Annotated in this window: 27 protein-coding genes and 2 tRNA genes; 3 read left to right on the top strand and 26 right to left on the bottom strand. The window is 69.4% G+C overall.

Annotated elements, in window-relative coordinates; translation table 11 throughout:
• Positions 1-4: 4 nt before the first annotated feature.
• Positions 5-322 carry a c-type cytochrome gene (locus tag LRM40_RS06665; RefSeq protein ID WP_211372994.1) on the top strand — a complete coding sequence of 106 codons (318 nt, stop codon included), beginning with the start codon at positions 5-7 and terminating at the stop codon, positions 320-322.
• A gap of 173 nt (positions 323-495) precedes the next feature.
• On the top strand, positions 496-1,647 hold the full coding sequence (locus tag LRM40_RS06660) for an FAD-dependent oxidoreductase (protein ID WP_259372488.1): 1,152 nt from the start codon (positions 496-498) through the stop codon (positions 1,645-1,647).
• A 10-nt stretch (positions 1,648-1,657) separates the two neighbouring features.
• Here LRM40_RS06660 and LRM40_RS06655 read toward each other — a convergent pair whose 3' ends face one another.
• Both LRM40_RS06655 and LRM40_RS06650 read right to left on the bottom strand, forming a co-directional pair.
• Positions 1,658-2,212, bottom strand: coding sequence for a TlpA family protein disulfide reductase (locus tag LRM40_RS06655; RefSeq protein ID WP_231067762.1), 555 nt, complete (start codon positions 2,210-2,212; stop codon positions 1,658-1,660).
• 57 nt (positions 2,213-2,269) lie between these two features.
• Complete coding sequence (locus LRM40_RS06650) at positions 2,270-2,656, bottom strand: ArsR/SmtB family transcription factor (RefSeq protein WP_151124215.1); 387 nt, start codon at positions 2,654-2,656, stop codon at positions 2,270-2,272.
• 146 nt (positions 2,657-2,802) lie between these two features.
• On the opposite strand from LRM40_RS06650, the gene LRM40_RS06645 reads away from it, so the two are divergent.
• On the top strand, positions 2,803-3,918 hold the full coding sequence (locus LRM40_RS06645; protein WP_151124214.1) for a YeeE/YedE family protein: 1,116 nt from the start codon (positions 2,803-2,805) through the stop codon (positions 3,916-3,918).
• 29 nt (positions 3,919-3,947) lie between these two features.
• On the opposite strand, the gene LRM40_RS06640 is transcribed toward LRM40_RS06645, so the two are convergent.
• The 24 genes from LRM40_RS06640 to rlmH all read right to left on the bottom strand — a co-directional run bounded on the left by LRM40_RS06640 (position 3,948) and on the right by rlmH (position 25,730).
• Positions 3,948-4,448, bottom strand: coding sequence for a TlpA disulfide reductase family protein (locus LRM40_RS06640; RefSeq protein ID WP_151124212.1), 501 nt, complete (start codon positions 4,446-4,448; stop codon positions 3,948-3,950).
• Positions 4,445-5,359, bottom strand: coding sequence for an MBL fold metallo-hydrolase (locus tag LRM40_RS06635; RefSeq protein WP_231067761.1), 915 nt, complete (start codon positions 5,357-5,359; stop codon positions 4,445-4,447). The genes LRM40_RS06640 and LRM40_RS06635 overlap by 4 nt, the downstream gene beginning before the upstream one ends.
• A gap of 45 nt (positions 5,360-5,404) precedes the next feature.
• Positions 5,405-6,529 (bottom strand): YeeE/YedE family protein, encoded by a 1,125-nt coding sequence (locus tag LRM40_RS06630; protein ID WP_151124210.1) that lies wholly within the window; start codon positions 6,527-6,529, stop codon positions 5,405-5,407.
• A gap of 41 nt (positions 6,530-6,570) precedes the next feature.
• Positions 6,571-6,984 (bottom strand): DsrE family protein, encoded by a 414-nt coding sequence (locus LRM40_RS06625; protein WP_151124208.1) that lies wholly within the window; start codon positions 6,982-6,984, stop codon positions 6,571-6,573.
• A gap of 25 nt (positions 6,985-7,009) precedes the next feature.
• A complete protein-coding gene (locus LRM40_RS06620) occupies positions 7,010-7,537 on the bottom strand; it encodes a GlcG/HbpS family heme-binding protein (RefSeq protein WP_231067760.1) in 528 nt (175 codons plus the stop codon).
• An 8-nt stretch (positions 7,538-7,545) separates the two neighbouring features.
• Positions 7,546-9,282, bottom strand: coding sequence for a thiosulfohydrolase SoxB (gene soxB / locus LRM40_RS06615; protein ID WP_151124207.1), 1,737 nt, complete (start codon positions 9,280-9,282; stop codon positions 7,546-7,548).
• Positions 9,283-9,353: 71 nt separating this feature from the next.
• A complete protein-coding gene (soxX, locus tag LRM40_RS06610; RefSeq protein ID WP_374586920.1) occupies positions 9,354-10,016 on the bottom strand; it encodes a sulfur oxidation c-type cytochrome SoxX in 663 nt (220 codons plus the stop codon).
• A 10-nt stretch (positions 10,017-10,026) separates the two neighbouring features.
• Positions 10,027-10,842 carry a sulfur oxidation c-type cytochrome SoxA gene (gene soxA / locus LRM40_RS06605; protein WP_231067759.1) on the bottom strand — a complete coding sequence of 272 codons (816 nt, stop codon included), beginning with the start codon at positions 10,840-10,842 and terminating at the stop codon, positions 10,027-10,029.
• Positions 10,843-10,893: 51 nt separating this feature from the next.
• Entirely contained in the window at positions 10,894-11,205 is a 312-nt protein-coding gene (gene soxZ, locus LRM40_RS06600; RefSeq protein WP_211372993.1) for a thiosulfate oxidation carrier complex protein SoxZ, read from the bottom strand.
• Positions 11,206-11,256: 51 nt separating this feature from the next.
• Positions 11,257-11,715, bottom strand: a complete 459-nt coding sequence (gene soxY / locus LRM40_RS06595) for a thiosulfate oxidation carrier protein SoxY (RefSeq protein WP_151124204.1) — start codon at positions 11,713-11,715, stop codon at positions 11,257-11,259.
• A 70-nt stretch (positions 11,716-11,785) separates the two neighbouring features.
• Positions 11,786-12,877: a c-type cytochrome gene (locus tag LRM40_RS06590; protein WP_151124202.1), complete on the bottom strand. Its 1,092-nt coding sequence runs from the start codon at positions 12,875-12,877 to the stop codon at positions 11,786-11,788.
• Positions 12,861-14,240, bottom strand: a complete 1,380-nt coding sequence (gene soxC, locus LRM40_RS06585; RefSeq protein WP_231067758.1) for a sulfite dehydrogenase — start codon at positions 14,238-14,240, stop codon at positions 12,861-12,863. Before soxC ends, LRM40_RS06590 begins: the two co-directional genes overlap by 17 nt.
• Positions 14,241-14,475: 235 nt before the next feature.
• A tRNA-Lys gene (locus tag LRM40_RS06580) sits at positions 14,476-14,551 on the bottom strand.
• Between the two features lie 39 nt (positions 14,552-14,590).
• Positions 14,591-14,666: transfer RNA gene (locus LRM40_RS06575), tRNA-Lys, on the bottom strand.
• Positions 14,667-14,744: 78 nt separating this feature from the next.
• Positions 14,745-15,518 carry a tRNA threonylcarbamoyladenosine dehydratase gene (locus LRM40_RS06570; protein WP_151124200.1) on the bottom strand — a complete coding sequence of 258 codons (774 nt, stop codon included), beginning with the start codon at positions 15,516-15,518 and terminating at the stop codon, positions 14,745-14,747.
• A complete protein-coding gene (ybgF, locus tag LRM40_RS06565) occupies positions 15,515-16,288 on the bottom strand; it encodes a tol-pal system protein YbgF (protein WP_231067757.1) in 774 nt (257 codons plus the stop codon). The genes LRM40_RS06570 and ybgF overlap by 4 nt, the downstream gene beginning before the upstream one ends.
• Before the next feature lie 3 nt (positions 16,289-16,291).
• On the bottom strand, positions 16,292-16,843 hold the full coding sequence (gene pal, locus LRM40_RS06560) for a peptidoglycan-associated lipoprotein Pal (RefSeq protein ID WP_151124199.1): 552 nt from the start codon (positions 16,841-16,843) through the stop codon (positions 16,292-16,294).
• An 86-nt stretch (positions 16,844-16,929) separates the two neighbouring features.
• Entirely contained in the window at positions 16,930-18,204 is a 1,275-nt protein-coding gene (gene tolB, locus LRM40_RS06555) for a Tol-Pal system beta propeller repeat protein TolB (protein WP_151124197.1), read from the bottom strand.
• A gap of 222 nt (positions 18,205-18,426) precedes the next feature.
• A complete protein-coding gene (locus tag LRM40_RS06550) occupies positions 18,427-20,910 on the bottom strand; it encodes a cation-translocating P-type ATPase (RefSeq protein ID WP_151124196.1) in 2,484 nt (827 codons plus the stop codon).
• Between the two features lie 8 nt (positions 20,911-20,918).
• Positions 20,919-21,881, bottom strand: coding sequence for a cation diffusion facilitator family transporter (locus tag LRM40_RS06545; protein WP_151124195.1), 963 nt, complete (start codon positions 21,879-21,881; stop codon positions 20,919-20,921).
• 60 nt (positions 21,882-21,941) lie between these two features.
• Positions 21,942-23,423, bottom strand: coding sequence for a ribonuclease G (rng, locus tag LRM40_RS06540; RefSeq protein ID WP_151124193.1), 1,482 nt, complete (start codon positions 23,421-23,423; stop codon positions 21,942-21,944).
• Positions 23,424-23,471: 48 nt separating this feature from the next.
• Entirely contained in the window at positions 23,472-24,089 is a 618-nt protein-coding gene (locus LRM40_RS06535) for a Maf family protein (protein ID WP_151124192.1), read from the bottom strand.
• Positions 24,086-25,270, bottom strand: a complete 1,185-nt coding sequence (locus LRM40_RS06530) for an acyltransferase family protein (RefSeq protein ID WP_151124191.1) — start codon at positions 25,268-25,270, stop codon at positions 24,086-24,088. Before LRM40_RS06530 ends, LRM40_RS06535 begins: the two co-directional genes overlap by 4 nt.
• On the bottom strand, positions 25,263-25,730 hold the full coding sequence (gene rlmH, locus LRM40_RS06525; RefSeq protein ID WP_151124190.1) for a 23S rRNA (pseudouridine(1915)-N(3))-methyltransferase RlmH: 468 nt from the start codon (positions 25,728-25,730) through the stop codon (positions 25,263-25,265). The genes LRM40_RS06530 and rlmH overlap by 8 nt, the downstream gene beginning before the upstream one ends.
• Positions 25,731-25,745: the final 15 nt, after the last annotated feature.

The raw sequence follows: 25,745 nt of genomic DNA, 5'->3' as shown, positions 1-25,745 counted from the left end.
CCACATGTCCGCAAGCGCCGGCCGCTGGACGGCGGCCAGTCTTCTGGCCGGTCTTCTGACGGCTCTCGCCCCCGCCAGCCAGGCAGCCTCCACCATCCCCGCCGGCCGGCTGCTCGCCTCCAACTGCTTCCAGTGCCACGGCACCAACGGCAACGGTCCAGGCTTCGAACGCCTGGCCGGGCGATCCGCCTCGGAGCTGTACCAGGAACTCAAGGAGTTCCAGTCCGGCCAGGAAGGCAACGGCATCATGGCCAAGCATGCCTGGGGCTACACCGACGCCCAGTTGCAAGCCCTGGCCTCCTGGCTGTCCACCCAGAACTGAGGAGCGGACCATGACATCGACCCGGACCCCCTCCTCCCGCCAGCGCCGCGAATGGCTGCGGGCCGCCCTGGCCAGCGCCGGAAGCCTCGCCCTGCCGGGCTGGATGCAGACGGCCCTGGCGGCCTCCTCCCGCCCCCCCCCGCCAGCTCACCGCCACCCCAAGCGCCCGCGTCATCGTCGTCGGCGGCGGCATGGCCGGCGCCACCGTGGCGAAGTACCTGCGCCTGTGGGGCAGCAACATCGAGGTGACCCTGGTGGAGCCCAACGCCACCTACCTGAGCTGCATCATGAGCAGCCTGGTGCTGACGGGGCAGCGCACCATGGCCGCGCAGTCCTTCAACTACAAGACCCTGGCCAGCCGCTATGGCGTCAAGGTGGTGATCGACAAGGTCACGGGCATCGACCCGGCCAACAAGCGGGTGACCCTGGCCGGCGGCAGCACCCTGACAGCCGACCGCATCGTGATCGCCCCCGGCATCGACTTCGACACGGTGCCCGGCCTGAGCGACCCCAATGCGATGCCCCATGCCTGGAAGGCCGGCCCGCAGACCACCACCCTGCGCAAGCAGCTGCAAGCCATGCCGACACGGGGCACGGCCATCCTGACGATTCCGCCCACCCCTTACCGCTGCCCGCCGGGGCCCTATGAGCGCGCCTGCCTGCTGGCCGACTGGTTCAAGAAGTACAAGCCGGGCGCCAAGCTGCTGGTCCTGGACGCCAACCCGGACTTCGTGACGGAGAAGGACAACTTCAGCCGCGCCTTCTTCGACCTGCATGGCAGCGTGATCGAGTACCACACCAGCGTCGCCATCCAGTCCGCCGACGCCGCCACCATGACCCTGCAGACCAGCGCCGGCGCAGTGCGTGGCGACGTGATCAACCTGATCCCGCGCCAGCGCTGCGCCCCCATCGTGGCCGCCACCGGCCTGGCCAACGCGACCAGCGGCCGCTTTGCCGGGGTGGACGTGCTGAGCTACGAAAGCCAGGTCGCCCCGGGCATCCATGTGATCGGAGACTCGTCGGCCACCACCCAGCCCAAGGCCGGCCACATCGCCAACCAGGAGGCCAAGGTCTGCGCCGATGCCATCGTCCGCTTGCTGGCCGGCCAGGCCCTGGACCCCGCCCCGGTGACGAACTCGGCCTGCTACTCGACGATCACGATGAGCCAGGCTTCGTGGCTGACCGCGGTGTTCCAGTACGACGCCGGCAGCCAGGCCATGGCCTCGGTGGCGAATGCGTCCGGCGCCTCCAGCGGCTGGAGCGCCGACAACTTCGAGCAGATGAACACCTGGTTCAAGGCGCTGATGGCCGACACCTTCGCCTGAGGGGCGGCGCTCAGAGGAAGCGCGCCAGCGCTTCCACGTCTTCCGGAAAGAGCTGCCCGGTCTCCGCGGCAGCCACCCGGCCATCGCGCCCACGCGCGATGGTCACCGGCAGCCCCTTGGGCTTGGGCAGGGCGCGGGCCACCTCACCGGCCAGCAGGCCGCAGGGGAAGGTGTAGCCCTTGCGGGCGCGGTAGGCGATGGCATCGGCCGCCTGCGTGTCGATGGACAGACCCAGCACCACGAGCCCGCGCTGGCGCTGGGCCTGCCAGAGCTTCTCCATCCAGGGCGTCTGCTGGGCACAGAAGGGACACCAGCTGGCCCAGTAGTACAGCACCACGACCTTGCCCTCGGCATCGGCGGGGCGGAACACGCCGCCGTCCAGCAGAGGCACCTCGGTCAGGGGCAGCACGCTGCCCAGGGTGGGCACCGGCGCCGCAGGCCCAGCGCCCTGGGCCCAGACGGGCGCGCTCGCACCTGCCAGGGCACTCAGCAGCCAACGGCGGCGCGCCGCGTCCGGCACATCACCGACGGCCCCCAAGACGGCGCCACCTTCGGGCCCATCCACGGGCCTCGTCCTGTCATCCATGTCCGGCCTTTCGCAACAAGGCGAAGGCCACCGGGTTCAGCCCCGGCGGCCCCGCAAGAGCTGGTCTTCCGAGGGCAACTCGGCCGCCCCGTCGTCGAGCTCGATGGCGATCTGCGTGCAGACCGCCCGGCACAGCTGCGCCACCCGCTCGCTCTGCAGACGGTAGAACACCTGCGTGCCCTCCCGGCGTCGCCCCAGCACACCCGCGCGGTACAGCGTGGACAGGTGCTGGGACATGTTGGGCTGGGTGGTGTTGATCTCCGTGAGGAGCTCCGAGACGTTGCGCTCGCCGTTGCACACGGCGCTGATGATCCGCAGGCGCACGGGGGTGGACAGCAGGCCGAACAGCTCTGCCGCATTTTCGAACACCCGGTCCTGATCGTTTGTCTCGGCCACCTTGACCTCTGGCATGGAGTCTTCCATCACTCTATCAGCAGTTGCGCAGACAATCGGTTCACCCTCCGGCCGTGCCGGGCACTTCCATACCACCTCGGGCATTCCGCCGTGACGAACTCCGCCGCCCGCCGGCACAATCGGCCCCACCACGGTATGCCCCCGGACCGCACCTCATGACGGATGTCGACACCGCCCACCTGGCCACCCGGGTGCTCTGGGCCGCCTTCGGGCTGTCCCTGCTCTTCGGCTTCATCGCCCACCGCAGCCGGTTCTGCACCATGGGCGCCATCGCCGACGTCGTCAGCATGGGCCACTGGGAACGCGCCCGGATGTGGGCCCTGGCGGTGGCCGTGGCCACCCTGGGCTTCAACGGCATGGTGGCCTTGGGCTGGGTGGAAGCCCGCAACGCCATCTACGCCATGCCCCGGCTGCTGTGGCTGTCGGCCCTGGCGGGCGGCGGGCTGTTCGGCTTCGGCATGGTGCTGGCCTCGGGCTGCGGCAGCCGCAACCTGGTGCGCCTGGGCGGGGGCAACCTGAAGTCGCTGGTCGTGCTGATCGTGATGGCCGTGACCGCCTTCGCCACCCTCAAGGGCCTGACCGCCGTGCTGCGGGTGGCCACCGTGGAGCGCCTGTTCGTGGACCTGCCGACCGGGCAGGACCTGCCCTCGCTGCTGGCCGGCGGCGGCCTGGGCAGCGTGCCGCAGCTGGCCGTCGCGCTGGGGGCGGCCGTGGCCGTGCTGCTGGGCGGCTGGGCACTCTGGCGCCCCGAAGGCCGCAGCCCCGCGGCCCTGCTGGGCGGCCTGGGCATTGGGGCCGTGATCACCGGCGTCTGGTGGGTGTCGGGTGTGCTGGGCTTCGTGCCGGAAGACCCGCAGACGCTGGAGCCCGCCTTCCTGGCCACCAACAGCCACCGCATGGAGGCCCTGAGCATGGCTTCGCCGCTGGCCTATGCGCTGGACTGGCTGCTGTTCTTCAGCGACAGCTCCAAGACCCTGACCCTGGGCATCGTCAGCGTGGCCGGCGTGCCACTGGGGGCCGCGGCCTCGGCCCTGCTGCAGCGCAGCTTCCGCTGGGAGGGCTTCGGCAATGTGCAGGACCTGGCCCTGCACCTGGTGGGCGCCAGCCTGATGGGCGTGGGCGGCGTGGTGGCCATGGGCTGCACCATCGGCCAGGGCATCTCCGGCCTGTCCACCTTGTCTCTGGGCAGCCTCCTGGCGGTGGCCGGCATCGTGGCAGGCGGTCTGCTGGGCCTGCGCTACCAGACCTGGCGCATCGAGCGCATGGACTGAGACCGGCCGGCGCATCGCGGCATTCCTCTTCAGCGGGCCGGGCCGGCCCAGCGGGTCTGTGCCAGCTCCATCACGTCGGCCTCGCTCATCTCGCCGGGGATGCACTGGTGCAGCCGGCCGTCGGCCAAGAGCAGACAGGTCATGGGCACCATGCGGCGCGGCGTGAAGCGGGGCCGCAGCCGACCATCGTCGATCACCACCGGGAACTGCCAGCCTCGGCGGGCCACCTCCTGCCGGGCCGCATCGACGTCGCCGCCCTCCAGCACGCCCAGCACCCGCAGGCGCTGCGGGTCGACCGCGGCCTGCAGCTGCGCGATGCGGGCGTTGTGACGCTTGCAGTAGGCGCAGTCCACCGACCAGAACACCACCACCGTGGGCACCCCGCCCCAGGCGCCGTCCGGCAGCGGCGGCCCGGCCAGCACGGGGAAGCTGGAGAGATCCTGCAACGGCGCCTGGGCGGATGCGACGCCAGCCGCCGCAGCCAGCACCAGCAGCGCGCACAGCCTGCCCAGCGCCCGGTGCGTCCTCATCGTCCGGCCTGCTCCATCAGCAGGTAGGTGTTGTAGGCGTTGATGCGGTTGGCCACGCCAAACAGCGGCAGGTGCTCGAAGGCGGACCAGTCGGTGCGGGCATAGGCGTCCTCGAAAGGCTCGAGGTTCGCCGCCGCCTCCGCCATGCTCTTGCGCAGGTATTGCAGGTAGTCGCGCGTCAGGGTCAGGTCGGCCAGCGGCTCGCGCGAGAGCGCGCCATGGCCGGGCACGATCACCACCGGCTTCAGATCGATCAGACCGCTGAGCGCGGCGATCCAGGCCTGGCTGTCGGCCGTGCCCACGTAGGGCACCCGGCCGCGGAACACCAGATCGCCCGCGAACAGCACCCGGCTGCTTTCGACGAACACCGCCAGATCCTCGGGCGTGTGGGCCGGGCCGACATGGCGCAGCTGCAGGTGCTCGCCGCCCACGGTCAGCGTGGTGTCCGCGTCCAGCCAGCGGTCGGCCGGCACCAGATGCGTCCGGGCGTCCACCCAGGGTGCCAGTTCTTGCCGACTGGCCTCCAGCCGGCGCTGGGCCGTCTCGGAGTTCAGGTACTCGCGCCCCTCCTGCCGGGCGATGATGGTCGCGCCCTGCTCCTTGAACACCTGCAGGCCGTAGATGTGGTCGGCGTGGTAGTGGGTGACGATGACGAAGCGCACCGGCTGGTCGGTGACGCTGCGGATCGCGGCCAGCAGCGCCCGCGCCAGGTCGGGGGAGCCCAGGGCATCGACCACCACCACCCCGTCCCGTGTGACGATGAAGCCCGCGTTGGAGATGAAGTTGCGGTTGGCTGGCGAGCCCAGCGCCGCCTGCCCCTGCACGAACCAGATGTGCTCGGCCACCTGCTGCAGCGGCAGCGGCGGGATGGCCTGGGCCTGCTCGGCCCGGGCCACGGGTGCGACGGCCATCAGCCACGCCGCCGCCAACCCGCACAGCAGGCGCGCGACCATCCCTCAGCCCCGGGTGGCCGCCATGGCGACCACCGGCTTGCTGGGCAGCGATTGCCCCCCGGGCTCCTGCACCGTGTCACCGGGGTGGTGGTCCAGCAGGCGGTCGGTGATGGCCGCGGCCGCCCACATGGCCCCCAGCGTCACCCAGGCGGTGGCGGTGAACACCGCCGCGCCCGACAGGCCCGCCCCCACCGCACAGCCGCCGGCCAGCATGCCGCCGAAGCCCATCAGCACGGCGCCCACGATGTAGCGGCGCATGCCGGGGCCGCTCTCGAAGCCCTCGAGCTTCAGCTCGCGGAACAGGGCCGCGGACAGGAAGGAGCCCAGGAACACGCCCGGCATCAGCCCGGCGTCGAAGGACAGGGGCTTGTCGGTGACGAAGAGCACCCGGCTGAGGATCTCGGCCGAGGGGCCGGTGAAACTCAGCGACTGGATGGGGTGGGCGTCGAAGGCCAGGCGCGAGACGGCGTAGGTGAACCACCAGCCCGCCATCACGCTCAGCCCCACGCCCACGGCCCCGGCCCAGCCCCAGAAGGACACCTTCTGCCGCCGCGCCCAGACCACGGCCGCCAGCAGCCAGAAGGCCGCGAACAGCATGGCACCGCCGTGGCCGATGCCGGTGCGGGCGATCAGGTCGCGGGCACCGCCGCCGTCGATGGTCCACCAGCCGGAGATCCACTCGCGCAGCGGCGACAGCGCCCCGGTCAGCGCGGACTGGGCGGTGACCGCGAAGATCAGCCCGGAGACGACCGAGCGCAGGTTGCCCTGGGCCGCCAGCACCAGCAGCCGGCTGGCGCAGCCACGGGCCAGGATCATGCCGATGCCGAACAGTGCGCCGCCCACCGCCGCCCCGGACAGGCTGCCGCGGGCAGCGATCTGGCGGGCGTTGCCGGCGTCGAACCAGCCCAGGCTGGCCAGCAGCTGGGTGCCGCCCACCGCGGTGGCGAAGGCGAAGAGCCAGACCGTCAGCCGCCCACCGAGCAGGTTGCGGGCGAACTCGATGACCGCCGAGCGCAGGCAGAAGCGCGAGCGCTGCGCCATGAAGCCGAACACCACGCCGATGAGCAGTGCGCCGGCGGCCAGGACGCGGTCCTCACCCCATTGCTCCAGCAACGAATCCAGACCCATGTGGCACCTCCTGCCCGCGCATCATCCGGCCGCGGCCGGCCTCAGGGTTTGATGTAGGCGTAACCCTGCTGCTGCAGCTTGGCCAGACGCACCACGCCGGAGGGCGTGAAATCGGCCTCCTGGATGAACTGGTCCTTGGAGAGCTTGCGGTTCTTCAGCGTGATCTCGCAGATCTCGAAGCGCACGCCGCGCGCCTTCAGGGCCGACACCAGGGGCGCGAACTCGGTGCCGTCGGGCGCCTTGGCGCCCTCCATCAGCATGTCCACCCCTTCCGCATGGGTGACCACGATGATCTTGGCCTCGGGGTCGGCATCCATGTGGTTGCGCAGGTTGCGCAGGCCCTTGAGGCCCTGGGTGGCCGCATTGTCGATGTGGTAGACGACCAGATCCTGGGCCCAGCCGGCGCAGGCGAAGAAGGACATCGCCAGGGCGAGCAGAAAGGACTTGAAGCGCATCGTCGTCTCCTTGTGGGGGTTGGAATCAGAACTCGATGTCGTCGGCAATGGCCTGCAGGCCCTTGGCCGCACAGGCCTCGTCGGCGTCGCCCCCGGGCGCGCCGGACACCCCGATGGCGCCCAGCAGGCTGCCGCCGGCCTCGATGGGCAACCCGCCGCCGGCGGCCATGAAGCGCGGATCGCCCCGCAGACCGCTCATCGGCTTGCCGGCCTGGGTTTCGGCGGCAAAGCCCGCGCTGCTCATCTTGACACTGACCGCCGTCCAGGCCTTGCGGGTGGCCACGTCCGGCGTGTGGGCACCGGCCAGCCGGTCACGCAGCAGGGCTTGCGGCAGGCCGGCCCGGTCCACCACCACGGCACTGACCTGGTAGCCCAGCCCGCGGCAATGGGTCAGGGCGGCCTGCACCGCCCGCAGCGCCGTCTCGGGTGTGAGCTGACGCACCGTGAAGGTGGCGGCCGGGGTGTCGGCGGCCTGCACGGCCACCGTGCCACCGAGACCCAGCAGGCCGGCCAGCGCCAGCATCGCGCCACGTTGCCAGGAGGTGCTTGCCATGGTCGGCCTCACGCGGTCATGCCGGGGTTGCCCTGCATGCCGGTCAGCGACGGGGTGTTGATATGCCGTGGCTTGACGCGTCCGCCCTGCGACTTGAGCCAGGCCTCGACATGCTCCCACACCGGTTTGACGCCCGGCGCTGTCTTGGCCGATTCGGCCACCGGCGCCCAGCCGGCCACCTTGTAGGTCTTGTCCGCCTCGATCAGCTTGCCGCGCAGTCGCATGTCGCTGATGCGCTGGCCCATGGCCGCGCCCGGGTTCATCGCATAGCTCAGGCCGCCCACCCGCACCATGTCGCCGCCCTGCTGGTAATAGGGGTCGGGGTTGAAGAGGTTGTCGGCCACGTCCTCCAGCACCGTCTTGATGGTGGCGCCGCTCATCTCGGTCAGCGTGGCGTAGGGGTAGGTGATGGCCAGCTGGTCCATCATCAGCTCGCGGGTGATGGTGTCGCCCGGCAGCAGCGTGGTGCCCCAGCGGAAGCCCGGCGAGAAGGCGATCTCCGCCCCCTGGGTGTCCATCAGTGCGTCGCAGATGAGCTGATCCCAGCTGCCGTTGAAGTTGCCCCGCCGGAACAGCAGGCCGTCGGTGACGGCCAGCTTCTCCGAGAGCTTGGCCTCGTAGGGTGCGCGCACCCGGTCGATCAGGGCCTGCATCTCGGCATCGGGCGCGAGCTGGTTGGCAAAGACCGGCAGCAGGCGGTAGCGGAAGTCCGCCATCTTGCCGTCCTTGACGTCGAAGTCCATCACCGCCAGGAACTTGCCATTGCTGCCGGCATTGGTGACCAGGGTGGTGCCGCCGGCGTTCTTGACCGGGATGGCCACCGGCACGCCGTCGTGGGTGTGGCCGCCGAAGATGACATCGACGCCGCGCACCCGGCTGGCCATCTTCAGGTCCACGTCCATGCCGTTGTGCGAGAGCACGACCACCAGCTGGGCGCCCTTGCCGCGGGCCTCGTCCACCATCTTCTGCAGGTTCTCGTCCTGGATGCCGAAGCCCCAATCCGCCACCATGTAGCGCGGGTTGGCGATGGGTGTGTAGGGGAAGGCCTGGCCGATGATGGCCACCGGCACGCCGTTGATGTTGCGCAGCGTGTAGGGCTTGAAGACCGGATCGCCGAAATCGTTGGTCTTGACGTTCTGGGCGACGAAGTCGATCTTGTCCTTGAAGTCCTTCTGGACGATCTCCATCACCCTGTCCATGCCGTAGGTGAACTCCCAGTGGCCGGTCATCACGTCCACGCCCAGCAACTTGCAGGCATCGACCATGTCCTGGGCGTTGGTCCACAGCGAGGTGGCCGAGCCTTGCCAGGTGTCGCCGCCATCGAGCAGCAGCGCGCCGGGGCGACTGGCCTTCATGCGCTTGACCAGGGTGGCCAGGTGCGCGAAGCCACCCACCTTGCCGTAGCGCCGGGCGGCCTTCTCGAAGTCCAGGCAGGTATAGGCATGGGACAGAGGCCCGCCCGCGGGGATGCCCGCGGCCTTCAGCAGCTGCTCGCCCACCAGGTGGGGCAGCTGACCCCGCATGCTCCCGATGCCCAGGTTGACGCTGGGCTCGCGGAAGTAGATCGGCTTGAGCTGGGCATGGCAGTCCGTCATGTGCAGCAGCGAGACGTTGCCGAAGCGCGGCAGGTCATACAGCCCCTGCTCGGCGGTGGCGGCGTCGGCATCGGCATAGCGGCCAAGGGCCATGCCGGCCACCGAGGCCGAGGCCATGACATTGAGGAATTCGCGGCGCGAAAGATTCATGATTCAGCAAGCACCGATATGAAGGGCCGACCACAGACCGCGCAGCGTCAGGCCGCGCGGTCCGGCGACGGTCACTGGTTGACGGGAGACTGCGGGTCCAGCAGCAGCGCCATCACGTCGCGCAGCTGCTGCTCGTTGAGCAGCTTGCCGTGACCGAAGCGCGGCATGGTGGAGCAGGCCGAGTAGGCCTTGCTGTCCCACAGCTTGCCCCAGGTGTACTGGATGATCGGGGCCGAGGCCGGGTCGTTGAGGTTCTTGACCCCGCGGATCTTGCCGTAGTTGTACAGGCTGGGCCCGATCGTGCCGTAGGAGATCTCCTGCTTGGTGATCTGGTGGCAGTTGTAGCACTGGGCCCCGTTGGTGGCGGGGTCGGTGCTCTGGTCGGACCAGGTCATGCCGCGGCCGTTCTGGGCCAGCTTCTCGCCGACCTTCCAGTCGCCGATGTAGCGTCCGCCTTCGGGCCAGCGGATCTGGGCGAACTCCGCCGCCTCGATCTGCTTGGCGGCGGCCTCGGGTGCGCCGGTCGGGCTGGAACAGGCCGCCTGCACGGCATCCTGGTCCAGACGATCGAGCCCGGCAATGCCCTTGGCCTGGAACGAGGCGTGCATCATGGCCTGGGTCTGCCGATCCAGGTCGGCGGCCGTCGGTGCGCTGGCGCAGCCGATCACCGCCAGGGATGCCGCAAGGACGGCCGAGACCGAGAGGAGAACATGGTGGCGTTGCATGCGAGTCATCCTTGTCTGCTCAGCGCTTCAGGGCCGGGGCGATCGATTCGGCCCCCTTGGCATTCACGCCCATGAACACGCCCAGGGCGATCGTCACGTCGGAGGCGAAACCGGGGTACGGGAAGCGCTGCTGGCGGAAGCAATCGTTGAGCCGACGCTGCATGCTCCACATCTCGCCACTGGAGACGCGGTAGGCCGGCCAAGCCGCGAAACCGATGCCGTCGCCGGGGTTCTTGGTCAGGTTGGGCAGGTCCTGTAGGCGGATGCGCTTGCCGTCCTCGCCGTGGCAGCTGGCGCAAGAGAAGTCCATCGGTCCGCCGCGGTAGAAGAAGGCCCGCTTGCCCAGCTCATAGAAGTGCCGCTCTTCCGGGTGGCCCTGCGGCACCGCGATCTTCATGCCGCGCGACTCGGCGGAGATCCAGGCGGACAAGGCCTCCAGCGTGACCTGCTCACCCTTGCCGAAGGGCGTGGCGGCGATCTCGGCGGCGTTGAAGCCCTGGATCCTCTCCATGCAGGTCAGCAGGCGCGACTCCAGATCCTGCACCCGGCCGGTGTCGGCGAACCAGCGCGGCATCTGCACCCAGGCCCCCTTGACCACGCCCGGCCCCAGACCCAGGTCGCAGCTCTGCAGCGAAGCCTTCTTGGGCCCGCGCGGGGTCTTCCAAATGTCCTCGCCCTTGGCCTCGAACAGTTCGGCCGGGTTGCCGTCCTCGAGCATCTTGCGGTACTCGGCAATGCCGTCGGCGGCCGACTTCTGCTGCGCGGCGGCGGTGCCCAGCGTGCCGAGCGACACCAGGGCGGCCAAGCCGCCTGCGATCATTCTGGAGGTGTGCATGCTTCTCGCGGTGAAGGGGGTGGAGGGGAGGATGCGACGCCAGTCCCAGGATCAGGACACCGTGGTTTCGTCGGTCCGCGTGTCGCCGTGGTTGTCCTTCCAGCTCACGGCAATCTTGTCGCCCGCCTTCGCGCCCTTGACCGCGAACTGCAGGTAGGGGTTCTTCGAGATGGACGGGCCCCATTGGGCGTTCAGCACCGGCTTGCCATTGAGGGTGGCGGTGACTTCCTGGATGTACCAGGCGGGGATCACCTTGCCCGCCGAATCCTTGCGTTGTCCGGTTTCCATCTCGTGGCTCATCAGCACACGCACGGTGGTCTTGTCGCCTTCGGCCTTGGCGCGGATGCGCATCGGGTCTGCCATGGGTTTCTCCTGTGTCTGTGAATGGTGGATGCGGGTCGGTTCGGGACGGGCTCAGCCGCCGCAGCCACCCAGCGTGACCTTGACTTCCTTCTGCGCGAACAGAACCTTGCCGTCGTTCATCAGGGCCACGGCCATGACGTTGGAGGACTGGCCCATCTTCACGCGGGTGGCGAAGTTCGGCTCCACTGCGTCGCTGACGTCGAAAATCGCCGACAGCACGCTGGGGTTCTTCTCGACCATCACCATCAGGCGCTTGACGCCCGGCAGCGTGGTGGCCACGCCGATGGGCACCACGGCCCCGTTCTCGGCGATGTCGGGACCGGTGATGGTCACGTCCTTGCTCTCGGTCGGGGCGCTGCCGCCCAGGGCCTTGACCACCTCGGCCATGGTCTTCATGTCGAAGACCGCGGCGTTGTAGGCCGCCTGTGCCGCGGTGGGCAGCAGGCCGGCGGAACCCAGCATCGCCACCACGGCGGCCGAGCGGGAGAGCATGTCGCGTCGGTTGATCATGTGAACTCCTCTGAGGGAACTAAGTTAATGAAGATTCTTGAGGGCAAGGAGCGTGAGAACCCCTGGGGGTTTACTTGGAGGCTCCGGCGGCCAGCCACTTGGCGATGAGCTGGAGATCGGCGTCCGGCAGTGTCTGCGGCGGCATCGGGATGCTGCCCCACAGGCCCTGACCGCCCGAACGGATCTTGCCGGCCAGGTAGGCCTGGGCGTCGGCGCGGTCGTGGTACTTGGCTGCGACATCCTTGAAGGCCGGCCCGACGATCTTGCGGTCCACGCCATGGCAGGCCGCGCAGGCGTACTTCTGCAGCAGGGTCTGCACCTGGACCGATTGGCCGTCGCCAGCGGTCGACTGGGGTGCGGCGGCCGCTGCGGTGGCCGCGGCCACCACATCGCTGCCGGCCGCCCGGGTGGTGTCCACCCCGCGCTGCGGGCCGACCAGGCGCTGCTGCTGGGCAAGGTTGCCATTGTTGTTGCGGGCATGGTCCGGCAGGAAGGAAGTCACCTTGGGCTCGGCCACGCAGTCCTTCATGCAGGCCACCGCCTTCACGTCGGGCTTGCCACCGTTGCCCATGCCCTTGCCGGGCCACAGGCCGTGGTCGGTGGTCATGCCATTGCGGTTGGGCATGCGCGCCTGGGCCTGGGCGATGGTGGTGTCCGACAGCACGAAGTCGTCCGGCACGATGCCCGACAGATTCAGCAGATAGGCCACCACGCTGTAGACCTCGTCGGTCTTCAAGGACTTGGGTGCGTTCCAGGGCATGGCCCGGTTCACGTAGTCCCAGATGGTCGACACGGTGGCCACCTTCATGAAAGTGGTCCGACCCGGGAAGCCCTTGTCGTTCAGCCGGGCCACATGGCCAGTCTTGACATCCTCGGCGGTCACGCCACCGATCAGCGGCGAGAAGACCTCGTTGCTCTCACCGAACACGCCGTGGCAGGAGGCGCAGTGGCTCTCCCACACATCCTGGCCCTGGCTGACCGAACCGGAGCCCTTGGGCAGGCCCTGGAAGTCCGGCCGCACATCGATGTTCCAGGCGGCCACTTCCTTGGAAGTGGCCTCGCGCCCGATGCCCGGATAGGTTGTGGACTGGGCGGCAGCCGTTCCCAATCCGGCCCCCACGAGCACGGCGGCACACAGCAGGCGCTCAAGAGAGCTGGACATTCTTCACCTCCCCGCTTTCCTGGACCAGCCAGGTCTGGATGGCGTTGTTGTGGTAGATCGAGCGGGTGCCACGCACCGCACGCAGTTGCGCATAGCTGGGCTGCACGTAGCCGGTCTCGTCCATGGCGCGGCTCTGCACCAGGGCCGGCTTGCCGTCCCAGGCCCAGTCCAGCGTGAAGCGGGTCAGGCACTTGCTCATCACCGGATCCTGCAGGCGCGCGGTGCGCCAGTTGCGGCCACCATCCACGCTCACATCCACGCGCTTGACCTTGCCGCGGCCCGACCAGGCCAGGCCGCTGATCTGGTAGTAGCCCTTGTCCAGCAGCACCTGGCCGCCCGAGGGCGTGGTCACCACGCTCTTGCACTCCTGGGTGCTGCTGTACTGGCGATGCTGGCCGTCGGGCAGCAGGTCGATGTAGTGGACCGCCTCGTCCTTGGTGGCATAGGGCTTGTCCCCCACCTCGATGCGCCGCAGGTACTTCACCCAGCTCACCCCCTGCACACCCGGCACCACCAGACGCAAGGGATAGCCTTGCTGGGGACGCAGCATCTCGCCGTTCTGGCCATAGGCCACCAGCACCTCGCCGCTTTCCACCAGCTCCATCGGGATGGTGCGGGTCATGCTGGAGCCGTCCGCCCCTTCGGCCAGCAGGTAGCGGCCGCGCTTGTAGTCGGCGCCGGCCATGTCCAGCAGGACCTTCAACGGCACGCCGGTGAACTCGCTGCAGCTGAGCATGCCGTGGGTGTACTGGGCGGTGGGCACCGCCACATTGCCCCATTCCATGCCGGTGTTGGCACCGCACTCGATGAAGTGAAAGCGGCTCACCGAGGGCAGACGCATGATCTCGTCCATGGTGAAGACCATGGGCCGCTTGAGCATCTTCTCGTCCGAGCCGTTGAGCATCAGGCGGTGCTTGGAAGGATCCATGTCCCACCAGCCCTGGTGGTGACGCTCGAAATGCAGGCCGCTGGGCGTGACGATGCCGAACAGGCTCTGCAGCGGCGCGAAGGACACCGAGGCCTGGGTGGTCTGGGTCAGCCCCGGGCTGGGACGACGCTGCACATTGGCCTCGTACTGCGAGGGCTTGCCGTAGCCGCCTTCCGTCGCCACCGGTGAGCCCAGGCCCTTGCTGTAAGTCGGCAGGGTCAGGATGTTGGGGTCCCCGCCCTCGCTGGGCACCGGGTTGGACTGCGCCAGCACGGCCGGCGCCGCGGCGCTGGCCATGGCGGCGGCGAACGCCCCGCGGATGAAGTCCCGGCGACCGTCCTTGGCTTCGCGGAACACGGTCCGCACGCCATCCTGATCGATGAAGTTCTCGGGCGCCTTGCGCAGGCGGCCGGAGTGCTGGGGGTCAAGGCTCACGCTCGCTCCTCGGATCTGACCGGTGGTTGCGCGGCAGCGCAGGCGGATGGGCGTCTCCGGCCATTCCTGCATCACAATATGCGCGCAAACGAATATTAGTGATCAGCGATGCCAACGGCATGGGGAGATACCCCGCCAGGGTTTGCCCTGAGCCATCACCCACACATCCCGGACAGCACAGCCAGAAATGAAAAAAGCACCCGGCGCCTGAGCGCGAGGTGCTTTTTCAGCTGTTTGGTGGGCCCTGTAGGATTCGAACCTACGACCAACGGATTAAGAGTCCGCTGCTCTACCAACTGAGCTAAGAGCCCTGACCGCATCCAGGTTCACATGGTGAGCCCGGCGGGAACTGGTGGGTTGTGCAGGATTCGAACCTGCGACCAACGGATTAAAAGTCCGCTGCTCTACCGACTGAGCTAACAACCCCCGGCAGAGTCAGTGATTATGACATGGTTTCGACACCATGCCAAGCCCCTTTGCCGTCGGCCTGACTGGCGCCTTCTTTCAGCGGCGCGCCAAGGCGCAGGCCACAGCTTCGGCTGCCGCCGTCATGCCCATGGCCGCCGTGACCATGACCGAGGAGCCATAGCCGTGGCAGTTCAGGCTGCCATCGCTGTCGCAGGCCGCGCCATCGGCCGGTGGGGCCACGCTCTCGCGCGAGAACACGCAGCGCAGGCCGATGCGGCCCTGGCGCGGCGCACCGTGCTCACGCCGCAGGCGGTTGCGCAGCGAGGCCAGCAGCGGATCATGGGTGACGGCGGACAGGTCGTCCACCTCCAGGCGCTGGGGCTGGCGCTTGCCGCCCGCAGCCCCGCAGCAGACCACCGGCACCCCGGCCGCCCGGCCCCAGGCCGCCAGCACCGCCTTGGCCCTGACCTGGTCGCAGGCGTCGATCAGCACATCGACCGGCTCGGGCAGCAGCGCCGGCCAGTTGTCCGGCTCGACGAACTCCTCGACCTGAACCACCCGGCAGCCTGGGTGGATGTCGGCCATGCGCTGGGCCAGGGCCTGCACCTTGGCCTGACCCACCGTGGCCCCCAGGGCCTGGATCTGCCGGTTGATGTTGGACTCGGCCACCTGGTCGAGGTCGATCAGCACCAGGGTGGCCACGCCGCTGCGGGCCAGGGCCTCGGCGGCCCAGGATCCCACGCCACCGACCCCGACCACGGCCACGCGCAGCGCACGCAGCCGGGCATAGTCGGCCTCGCCATGCAGGCGGCGCAGGCCGCCGAAGCGGCGCTCCAGGTCGGCGTCGAGCTCCGGCGCGACCTCGCTCACTTCAGCGCCACCAGCCGTTCCTTGGCGGCGTGGGCAGCCTCGGTCTGCGGATAGCGCTTGATCAGGTCCTCCAGGGTGCGCTTGGCGCCCTTGATGTCCTTGAGCTCGGCCTGGCAGTTGGCCACGGCCAGCATGGCCTCGGCCGCGCGGGGATGGTCCGGCGCCGCTGCGGCCAGGAAGGCCTTGAAGGTCGCCAGCGAGCCCTTGTAGTCACGCTGACCGTACTGGGCGTTGCCCAGCCAGTAGCGGGCCGCATCGCCGTAGCCGGTGTTGGGAAAGCGCTTGAGCAGGCTGTTGAGCGAAACCACAGCACGGTCGAAATCGCCGCCGCGCAGGCTGTTCATCGCATCCTCGAAGGCGGCCTTCTCCTCGGGATCGACCGTGAAGGTCTTGCCGTCGACGGTGACGGGCTGCGGCTCGAGTTTGCGCATGCGGTCGTTCAGGCTGGCCTGCAGGTCGCGCATGGCACGCTGCAGATCGGCCATGTCGCGCAGCATCTGCTCATCCTGGCCACGCAGCTTGGCCAGGTCGGCGCGCAGCTGTTCGTTCTGGTTGCTCAGATCCAGCACGCTGTTCTGCAGCGACTGGATCTGGTCGGTCTGCTGCTTGAGCTGCTGCTCGTTCTGCGAGACCTTGGCGCGCAGGTCCAGAATGGCCTTGCGCGCCTCGTCGTCATCAAAGAGGCCCGCTCGCGCCGGAGCCATGGCCAGCCACAGCCCGCACGCAGCCAGCACGGCGGGCATCAGGGGTCGGAGCAAGCGGGTCGCCATGGATCAACGGTCCTTCAGTTCAGCGCGGCGGTTCTTGGACCAGGCGGCTTCGTCGTGACCTTCCACGGCCGGGCGCTCTTCGCCGTAGCTCACCGACTCCAGCTGGCTGTCGGAGGCGCCCAGCGCCACCAGGGCCTTCTGAACGGCTTCGGCGCGCTTCTGACCCAGGGCCAGGTTGTACTCGCGGCTGCCGCGCTCGTCGGTGTGGCCTTCGATGATCATCTGGGCCTTCTTGTTGTTGGCCAGGTACTTGGCATTGGCTTCCACCGCCGGGCGGAACTCGTCCTTGACGACGAAGCTGTCGAAGTCGAAATAGATCACGCGGCCCTTCTTCGCCGCGGCCAGCAGTTCGGCGTTCTTCTGCGCCGCCAGGTCCACCGTCGACACCGCGCTCTGGGCCTGCTGGGGCTGGGCCGTTTCGCTGGCGGTCGGGTTGCGGGTCTCGACCGGGGTGTCGTTGAGCTTGGTGTTGGAGGCGCAGCCGGTGGCCAACACGGCCACGACAGCGGCAGCCGTCAGACCCAGACGACGGGTGAACAAGGTTTGCTTGAGCATTTCTTTTCCTTCAGGAGCAACAGACGAAATTGCCGGCCGGATGCCGGCGTGCCATGACGAGCGGCGCATGCAGATGCCTGCGTCGTTCAACGACCGTACGGGCCCCACTTGGGCTCGCGGATATCCTGGCCACTGGTGAGCAGGCGGGTCTTGATCTTCCCGTCCACCGTGGTGGTCATCAACACTTCCTGTCCTTGCGAGCGGGTCGCATACACCACGAAGCGTCCGTTCGGCGAGAAGCTCGGGCTCTCGTCGTCATTGGTGTCGCTGATCGCCTGGACCGTACCGCTGGCCAGGTCCATGGTCATCACGCGGAAGGCGCCGCTCTGGCGCTGCACGAAGGCCAGGGTCTTGCCATCGGGGCTGAGCGCCGGGCTCACGTTGTAGTTGCCGGAGAAGGTCACGCGGGTGGCGCCGCCGCCGGACACGGCCTGCTTGTAGATCTGGGGCGAGCCGCCGCGGTCGCTGACGAAGTAAAGCGTCTGGCCATCCGGCGAGAACGTGGGCTCGGTGTCGATCGCCAGGCTCTGCGTCACCCGGCGCGGCGCGCCGCCGTCCTTGTCGATCAGATAGATCTGCGAGCCTCCCTGACGCGAGAGCGTCACCGCCAGGGTGTGGCCGTCGGGCGACCAGGCCGGCGCGCTGTTGGAGCCGCGGAAGTTGGCCACCCGGCGGCGTGCACCGGTGGCGGTGTTCTGGACCCAGACGACCGGCTTGTGGTCCTCGAAGGACACATAGGCCAGTTGCAGGCCATCGGGCGACCAGGACGGGGAGATGATGGGCTCGGGACTCACCAGGGCCACCTGCCCGCCCTCGCCGTCGGCATCGGCCACGCGCAGGGTGTAGCGGCCGCCGCCCTTGGTGACATAGGCGATGCGGGTGGCGAACACGCCGCGTTCACCGGTCAATTTCTCGTAGATGGCATCGGCAATGCGGTGCGCCGCCAGGCGCAGATCCCCCGCCACCACGGCCAGGCTCTGGCCGCCCAGGTCCTGACCCTTGACCACGTCCCAGAGCTTGTAGCGCACATCGAAGCGGCCATCGACCAGCTTGGTCACCGAGCCCGCGGCGATCGCGTCGGAGCCCTGGTTGCGCAGATCGGTGTAAACCGGCACACCGGTCTCGTCGAACATCTGGCTCGTCTCGACGAAGCGGAAGCGACCGCTGCGCTCGAGGTCGGCGCGGATGATCTGGGAGATGGGCTGGGGCGATTTGTCCTCGCCCCGGAAGCGCAACAGCGAGATGGGCAGTTGGGTCGCGCCGATGCCGGCGATCTCGACCCGAAACTGTGCGCGAGCGGGCAGCAGGTTCAGCCCCCCCATGGCGGCCAGGGCGCCTAGTGCGTATCGTCTATTCCACATGTGTCGGTGGGTGATGCCGGTTCATGCCTGAAAGTTCCGTGGAAACACTTTGGCATGCCCTGAAGCAGGGGAATTGTAGGCCTGTCGGGAACATGTGTCGGCATGTGACGTCCGGCCGAGTCATCCGCCAACGGTTTCCCCTGAGAAGAGTCCCCTCATGGCAACGTCCCCGCAATCCCGAGAGATGACAAGGGTTTTCACTGATCTCCGGCCGAATCCAGGTCAAGGCGTGCGCTGCTTGACCCATTCGAACCAGACCGCAGCCAGCCCCAGCAGCAACAGGCCGGCCCCGACGGCCGGGAAGCCGGGACGCTCGAAGGCGAAAGCCTGCCGCAACGGCGGCACCCACCAGGCTGCGGCCACCAGCAGGACCGCGCCCGGAGCCAGCCACCCCATGCCATCCCGCACGCGGGTGCGCCAGGCCGCCACCGCCCAGTGGCGGTTGGCGAAGATGAGGATCACGCTGCCCAGCACCAGCAGGCCGTAGCTCAGCGCCCGACCGGACTCGGCCGACTCGCCGAAGGCCAGCGCCCCGGCATAGGCGGCCAGACAGGCCAGCGCCAAGCCCAGCCCCTGCCCCAGGCTGCGCAGCAGCAGATGGCGGTCGAACAGGCGCATCTGGCGCGGCCGCGGAGGCACCTGCATCAGCCCGGGCTCGGCAGGCTGGGCCTCGAACACCAGCGAGCAGGCCGGATCGATCACCAGTTGCAGGCACAGCACATGCACCGGCATCAGCAGCATCGGCCAGCCCAGCAGCACCGGCAAAAACGTCAGCCCGATGATGGGCACATGCGCCGCCAGCACGAAGACCATGGCCTTGCGCAGATTGGCGAACACCCGGCGGCCATGGCGCACCGCCGTCACCAGGCCGGCCAGGCTGTCCTGCATCAGCACCAGATCGGCCGCCTCGCGTGCCACGTCGGTGCCGCGCGCCCCCATGGCCACCCCGATGTGGGCCGCGCGCAGCGCGGGCGCGTCGTTCACCCCGTCGCCCGTCATGGCCACCACCTCGCCGCGGGCCTGCAAGGCCTGCACCAAGCGCAGCTTCTGCTCCGGCTGCACCCGGCAGAACACGCTGCTGCGCGCGACCTGGTCCTGCCAGCCGGCATCGTCCAGCGCCGCCAAGGCCGTGCCGGGCACCACCCCGCCGGCCACATCCAGGCCGGCCTGCCGGGCCACCGACACCGCGGTGGACGGATGGTCACCGGTCATCATCACCACCCGGATGCCTGCGGCCCGGCATTCGGCAATCGCCGCCGGGACCTCGGGCCGCAGCGGGTCTTCCAAGGCCACCAGGCCGACAAACTCGAAATCGAAGTCGTGCTGGATGGGCGGCAGGCGATCGGCCGCGAAGACCGCACGCGCCACCCCCAGCACACGCCAGCCCTGGTCCGCCAGGCGGGCCACCTGACCGACGATGCGGGACTGGCGGGCAGCATCCAGATGGCAGAGGTCGATCACCGCCTCCGGCGCCCCTTTGGCGGCGATCAGGCGTTCGCGCCGGTCGGGGGACTGCCAGACCCGCGACATCGCCAACAGCTCGGCCGACAGCGGATAGTCCTCCACCAGGGTCCAGTCGGCGTGCAGGTGCTCGGTCTGCGCCAGCTCGCGCTGACCGGCCTCTTGCAGCGCCCGCTCCATCGGATCGATCGCCTGGCGGTGGCTGGCGAGGATGGCGTACTCCAGCGTCTCGTGCACGGCCTCGGGCAGGGGCAGGTCGCGCTCGCTCACCAGATCGTGCTCGCCCTGGGGCGACCACAGGCGCCGCACCGCCATGCGGTTGAGGGTCAGCGTGCCGGTCTTGTCCACGCACAGCACGGTGGTCGCGCCCAGCGCCTCCACCGCGGACATCTGCCGTACCAGCACCTTCTCGCGCGCCAGTCGCCAGGCGCCCAGCCCCAGGAAGAGGGTCAGCACCACCGGCAGTTCCTCCGGCAGGATGGCCATGGCCAGCGTGAGGCCGGCCAGCAGACCCTGCAGGGCGTCCTGGCGCTGCCAGCCATAGAGCAGAGCCAGCAGCGCCGCCAGCCCCAGCCCGACCGCCGCCGCCACGCGCACGATGCGCGCCGTTTCCAACTGCACCGGGCTGGCGGCCACCGTGACCCCCCCCAGCGAAGCGCCCAGCCGGCCCAGCGCACTGCGTGCACCGGTGGCCACCACCTCGCCACGGGCGGACCCGGCGGTCAGCAAGGTGCCGGCGAACAGACAAGCCGCGGCATCCATGCGCTCGGTGGCACTCTTGAACACCGGCGCCGACTCGCCGGTCAGCAGGGATTCGTCCACCGACACGCCAGTGGCGGCCAGCAGGCGCATATCGGCCGGCACCCGGTCGCCTGCGTCCAGCAGCACCGTGTCGCCACGCACCAGTTCGCGGCTGGGCACGCGGCAGACGCGCCCCTCGCGCCACACCTGGGCCCGGGGGGCCGACAGCTCGCGCAGCGCGTGCAGCGAACGCTCTGCGCGCTGCTGCTGCACCAGGCTGATCGCCATCACGACCACCACGAAGCCCATCAGCGTCCAGGCTTCCTGCGCGTTGCCCAACAGGGCATAGAGCGCACCGCAGGCCAGCAGCAGGCCGAACATCGGCTCGGTCAGCACCGAGAGCAGCAGCCGCCACAGGGGCCGGCGAGCCGCAGGCGCGAGTTCGTTGGGGCCCTCCTCGCGCAGCCGGCGCGCGGCCTCGGCGTCGCTGAGCCCGACGTCCATCGTCCGGCTCAGGCCTGCGGCGCGGACTTCACCGGCGCATGGTCCAGATCGGGCCGGTGCCAGGGGTCCACATGGGTCATCAGGTTGAGCACCCGGTGACGCTGCATCACCCGCTGCCGGGCCGCCACCGCGATGTCATGGCCCTGCTCCACCGTGATGGCGGCATCCACCTCGATGTGGGCATCCACCACGATCATGTCGCCCATCTTACGGGTGCGCACATCGTGCACGCCGGCCACGCCGGGGGTCTCGATCAGGGTCTGGCGGATGGCCTGCACCTCCTCGTCGTCGGCCGCGCGGTCCATCAGGTCGTGCAGGGCGCTCCAGCCGAACTCGATGCCCATCTTGGCCACCATCAGGCCCACGATGAGCGCGGCGATCGGGTCCAGGATGGGGTAGCCCGCCAGATTGCCCACCAGACCCAGCGCCACCACCAGCGAAGAGGCCGCATCCGAGCGCGCGTACCAGGCATTGGCCACCAGCAGACTGGACTTGACCTGCTTGGCCACGGCCAGCATGTAACGAAACAGCAGCTCCTTGGCCACCAGGGTGCCCAGCGCCACCCACAGCGCCACCGCGTGCACTGCCGGGAGGGAGTCGGGGTTGTGCAACTTCTCGAAGGCCGACACCAGCATGCCCGCCCCCACCACCAGCAGCAGCACGCCCAGCACCATCGAGGCCGCGTTCTCGAAGCGCTGGTGGCCGTAAGGGTGGTCGTCGTCGGCCGCCTTGCGGGCCTGGTGGCCCGCCACCAGCACCACCGCATCGGACACCAGATCGGCCAGCGAGTGCAGGCCATCGGCCACCAGGCCCTGGGACTTGGCCAGCAGGCCCACCACGATCTGCAGCGTGGAGAGCACCAGGTTGACACCCACGCTCACCCAGGTGCTGCGGCTGGCCGCCTTGGCTCGCTCGACCGAGGTGTAGAGGGCGTGTTCGTCGGCGTCGTCGTCGTGGTTCTTGTATTGCATGGTACGAGTCTGGCAGGCCGGGCTGATGAGAGTCTGAAGCCGCCGCCGGTCCGGAATGTGTCAGAGCAGCACGATGTCGTATTGCTCGGGGTTCATGGTCGGCTCGGCCGACAGCGAGATGGGCTTGCCCACGAAGGCCGACAGGTCGGCCAGGTGCTGGCTCTCCTCGTCCAGCAGCATCTCCACCACCGCCGCGCTGGCCACCACGCGGAATTCCTTGGGGTCGAACTGCCGGGCCTCGCGCAGGATCTCGCGCAGGATGTCGTAGCAGACGCTGCGCGCGGTCTTGACCTGGCCACGCCCCTCGCAGGTCGGGCAGGGCTGGCACAGCACATGGGCCAGGCTCTCGCGGGTGCGCTTGCGGGTCATCTCCACCAGGCCCAGCTGGGTGAAGCCGCTCACCGTGGTCTTGGTGCGGTCGCGCGAGAGCTGCTTGCGCAGCTCGGCCAGCACGGCCTGCTGGTGCTCCTCGCGCGCCATGTCGATGAAGTCGATGATGATGATGCCGCCCAGGTTGCGCAGCCGCAGCTGGCGGGCGATGGCCAGCGCCGCCTCCAGGTTGGTCTTGAAGATCGTCTCGTCGAAGTTGCGCGCACCGACGAAGCCGCCGGTGTTGACGTCGATCGTCGTCAGCGCCTCGGTCTGGTCGATGATGAGGTAGCCGCCGGACTTCAGGTCCACCCGCCGCCCCAGCGCCCGGGCGATCTCCTCTTCGACGTTGAAAAGGTCGAAGATGGGTCGCTCGCCGCGGTAGTGCTCCAGCTTGGCGGCCGAGGCCGGCGTGTAGGCCATGCCGAAGGCCTTGAGCTGCTCGTACTGCAGGCGCGAATCGATGCGGATGGCCAGCGTCTGCTCGGTGGCCAGGTCGCGCAGCACGCGCTCGGCCAGGGACAGATCCTGGTGCAACAGCGTGCCCGCGGGGCGGGACACCGCGCGCTGGCGGATCTGGGCCCAGGTCTTGCGCAGGTAGGCGATGTCCTCGGACAGCTCGACGTCGCTGGCCTCCTCGGCATTGGTGCGCAGGATGAAGCCGCCCGGCCCCTCCTTGCTGCCCGCCTCGGGCTTGCCCACCAGCGCGATCATGCGCTGGCGCAGCTGCTCACGGGTCTCGACCGAGCCGATCTTCTGAGAGATGCCGATGTGGTTGTCCTGCGGCAGGAAGACCAGCATGCGCCCGGCAATGCTGATCTGCGTGGTCAGGCGTGCGCCCTTGGTGCCGATCGGGTCCTTGACCACCTGCACCGTCAGCGTCTGACCTTCGAAGACCAGCTTCTCGATGGGCGTGGGCGGGTGGCTGTCACGCGCCCCCGGTGCGTGGGCGGTGTGCAGGTCGGCCACGTGCAGGAAGGCCGCGCGCTCCAGGCCGATGTCGATGAAGGCGCTCTGCATGCCCGGCAGCACGCGGGCCACCTTGCCCAGGTAGATGTTGCCCACCAGGCCACGCTCCAGCGTGCGTTCGATGTGCAGTTCCTGGACGGCCCCGTTCTCGATGATGGCGACACGGGTCTCCTGCGGAGCCCAGTTGATCAGGATGTCGTGCATGTGCGGCCGCTTGATGGGTGGTGTTTCCCAAGGCCGCGGGCACGGCGGTCAGAGGCGGACGCGGGCCTGTCGCAGCAGCTGGGTTGTCTCGTAAAGGGGCAGACCCATGATACCGGAGTAGCTTCCGGCGATGCGCTCGATCCAACCCGCCAGCGCACTCTGGATCGCGTAGGCGCCGGCCTTGCCGAAGGGCTCGCCGCTGGCCACGTAGGCCGCCACCACCTCGGTGGGCAGGGGCGCGAACTTCACGGTGGAGACATTGACCGCCAGGTGACTGCGCCGGCCGTCCCACAGGGCCACCGCCGTCAGCACCTTGTGGCTGCGGCCGGACAGCCGGGTCAGCGTGGCGGTGGCCTCGTCCGCATCGGCCGGCTTGCCCAGGATGCGCCGGCCCAGGGCCACCGTGGTGTCCGAGCAGAGGATGGGCGCGGCGGGCAGCCCGCGCGCCTTCCAGCGCGCCCGCGCCGCCTGCAGCTTGGCCCGCGTCACCCGCTCGACGTAGTCGGCCGGGCCTTCGCCGGGGCGCTCGGCCTCCAGGGCCTCGGCATCCTCGTCGGGGCCGGGCAGCAGCAGCTCATGGCGCACGCCCAGCTGGTCCAGCAGTTGGCGGCGGCGGGGGCTCTGGGAAGCCAGGTAGATGAAATCGTGAAGCGGTGCGGTGCTCATGGGTTGGCGATTGTGGCGCGGTCCCCGGCCGGCCCCTCGCCCCGGCCCCAGCGACGGCGCCAGGCCCGTCGCGCCGGGTCCCCCACCCCGCGGGCCACGGCCCAGGCCACGGCCGCGCTCAGCGCCAGGTAGGCGACCAGCAGTGGCAGCCGCCCGGCGTCGGGCAGCGTCTGCCGGCTCCAGACCTGGCGCAGCAGCGCCAGCACGATGATGTGGAAGAGGTAGAGCTCGTAGCTGTGTCGGCCCAGCCAGGCCCAGGGCGCCAGCAGCCGGGCCCAGCGCGGGTGACAGGGCCGGCTGCCGGCCAGGGCCCAGAGCCACAGCGCGGTGGCCGCCGCCAGCGCCGAGAAGCTCCAGGCCGGGTGGGCGCCGAAGTCCACGCTCCAGGCCGCCGCGATGCCGACCAGCCCCAAGACCCGCGCCCCCGCGGCGCGCCGCGGCGACACCGGATGGCGGTGGGCCACCCAGGCCGCCAGCACGCCCCAGGCGATGGCGTCGAAGCAGGCCGGATAGGCATAGAGGTAGCGGATCTCGTCGTCCGGATGCACGGCCCGGTACAGCGGCCCCAGCAGCACCAGCGCCACCGCCACCAGCATCACCCGCTCGCCCCGGCCCAGGGCCAGGCAGAGCACGGCAAAGCCCAGGTAGAAGGCCTCCTCCACCGAGAGCGACCAGTAGACGTTCAGGATGTAGTGGAAGTAGCCCCAGTCCTGCATCAGCTGGTTGTGCCAGAAGCCCAGCACCGACAGCAAGGCGATGGCCCAGCGCCCGGCCGTCATCGGCGGAGCGTGGGTGTCACCGGCGAAGAAGGGCCAACCCAACAGGCCCGGCACCAGCACGCACAGCAGCGCCAGCGCCAGCAGCGGCAACAGGCGACTGGCCCGCTCCACCGCGAAGCGGCGCCAGTCCAGCCGCTGCAGCGCCCCATCGCGCCGCAGCACATGGTCGGTGATCAGGAAGCCCGAGATGGCGAAGAACAGCGTCACGCCATAGTTGCCGCGCAGGGTCAGCACCGCCAGCAGCGGCCGGCCCAGCCAAGCGCCCAGCGGGCTGCGGGCCAGGCCGAAGGCCAGCGTGAAGTGCAGGACCAGCACCGCCGCGATGGCCAGGCCGCGCAGCGCGTCCAGCCGGGGCTCGCGGGGGAGCGCGGGGCGGGCAGCGCCGGCGGGCCGCTCACTCACGGTGGTAGGGGTGCCCGTTGCGCAGCGACCAGGCGCGGTAGAGCGCCTCGGCCAGCAACACCCGCACGAAGGCGTGCGGCAAGGTCAGGTCCGACAGGCGCAGGCTCTCGTCGGCCGTGCCCTTGAGCTGGGGGTCCAGCCCATCGGGCCCGCCGATGAAGAAGACCACATCCCGCCCGTCGCCCAGCCAGAACTCGAAGCGCTGGGCCAGCTGGGCGGTGGTCAGGCGGGTGCCCCGCTCGTCCAGCAGCACGCGCCGGGCGCCCTTGGGCACCGCGGCCTCCAGACGCTGGGCCTCGGCGGCCATCAGCTGCTCGGCGGTCTTGCTGCCGCGGGGCTCGGCCTTGACAGCCTTGAGCGTCAGGCGCATTTCCGGCGGAAAGCGCTTGGCGAAGTCCTCGTAGGCCGCGTCGGCCCAGGCCGGCTGGCGCTGGCCGACCGCGGCGATGATGAGCTGCATCGGGCAGGAAAGCGG

Source organism: Ideonella dechloratans (genome assembly GCF_021049305.1).
In the GTDB taxonomy this organism is placed as follows: Bacteria; Pseudomonadota; Gammaproteobacteria; order Burkholderiales; family Burkholderiaceae_C; genus Ideonella; species Ideonella dechloratans.
Note: the sequence above shows the minus strand (reverse complement) of the source record. Positions and strands in the feature narration are given on the sequence as shown.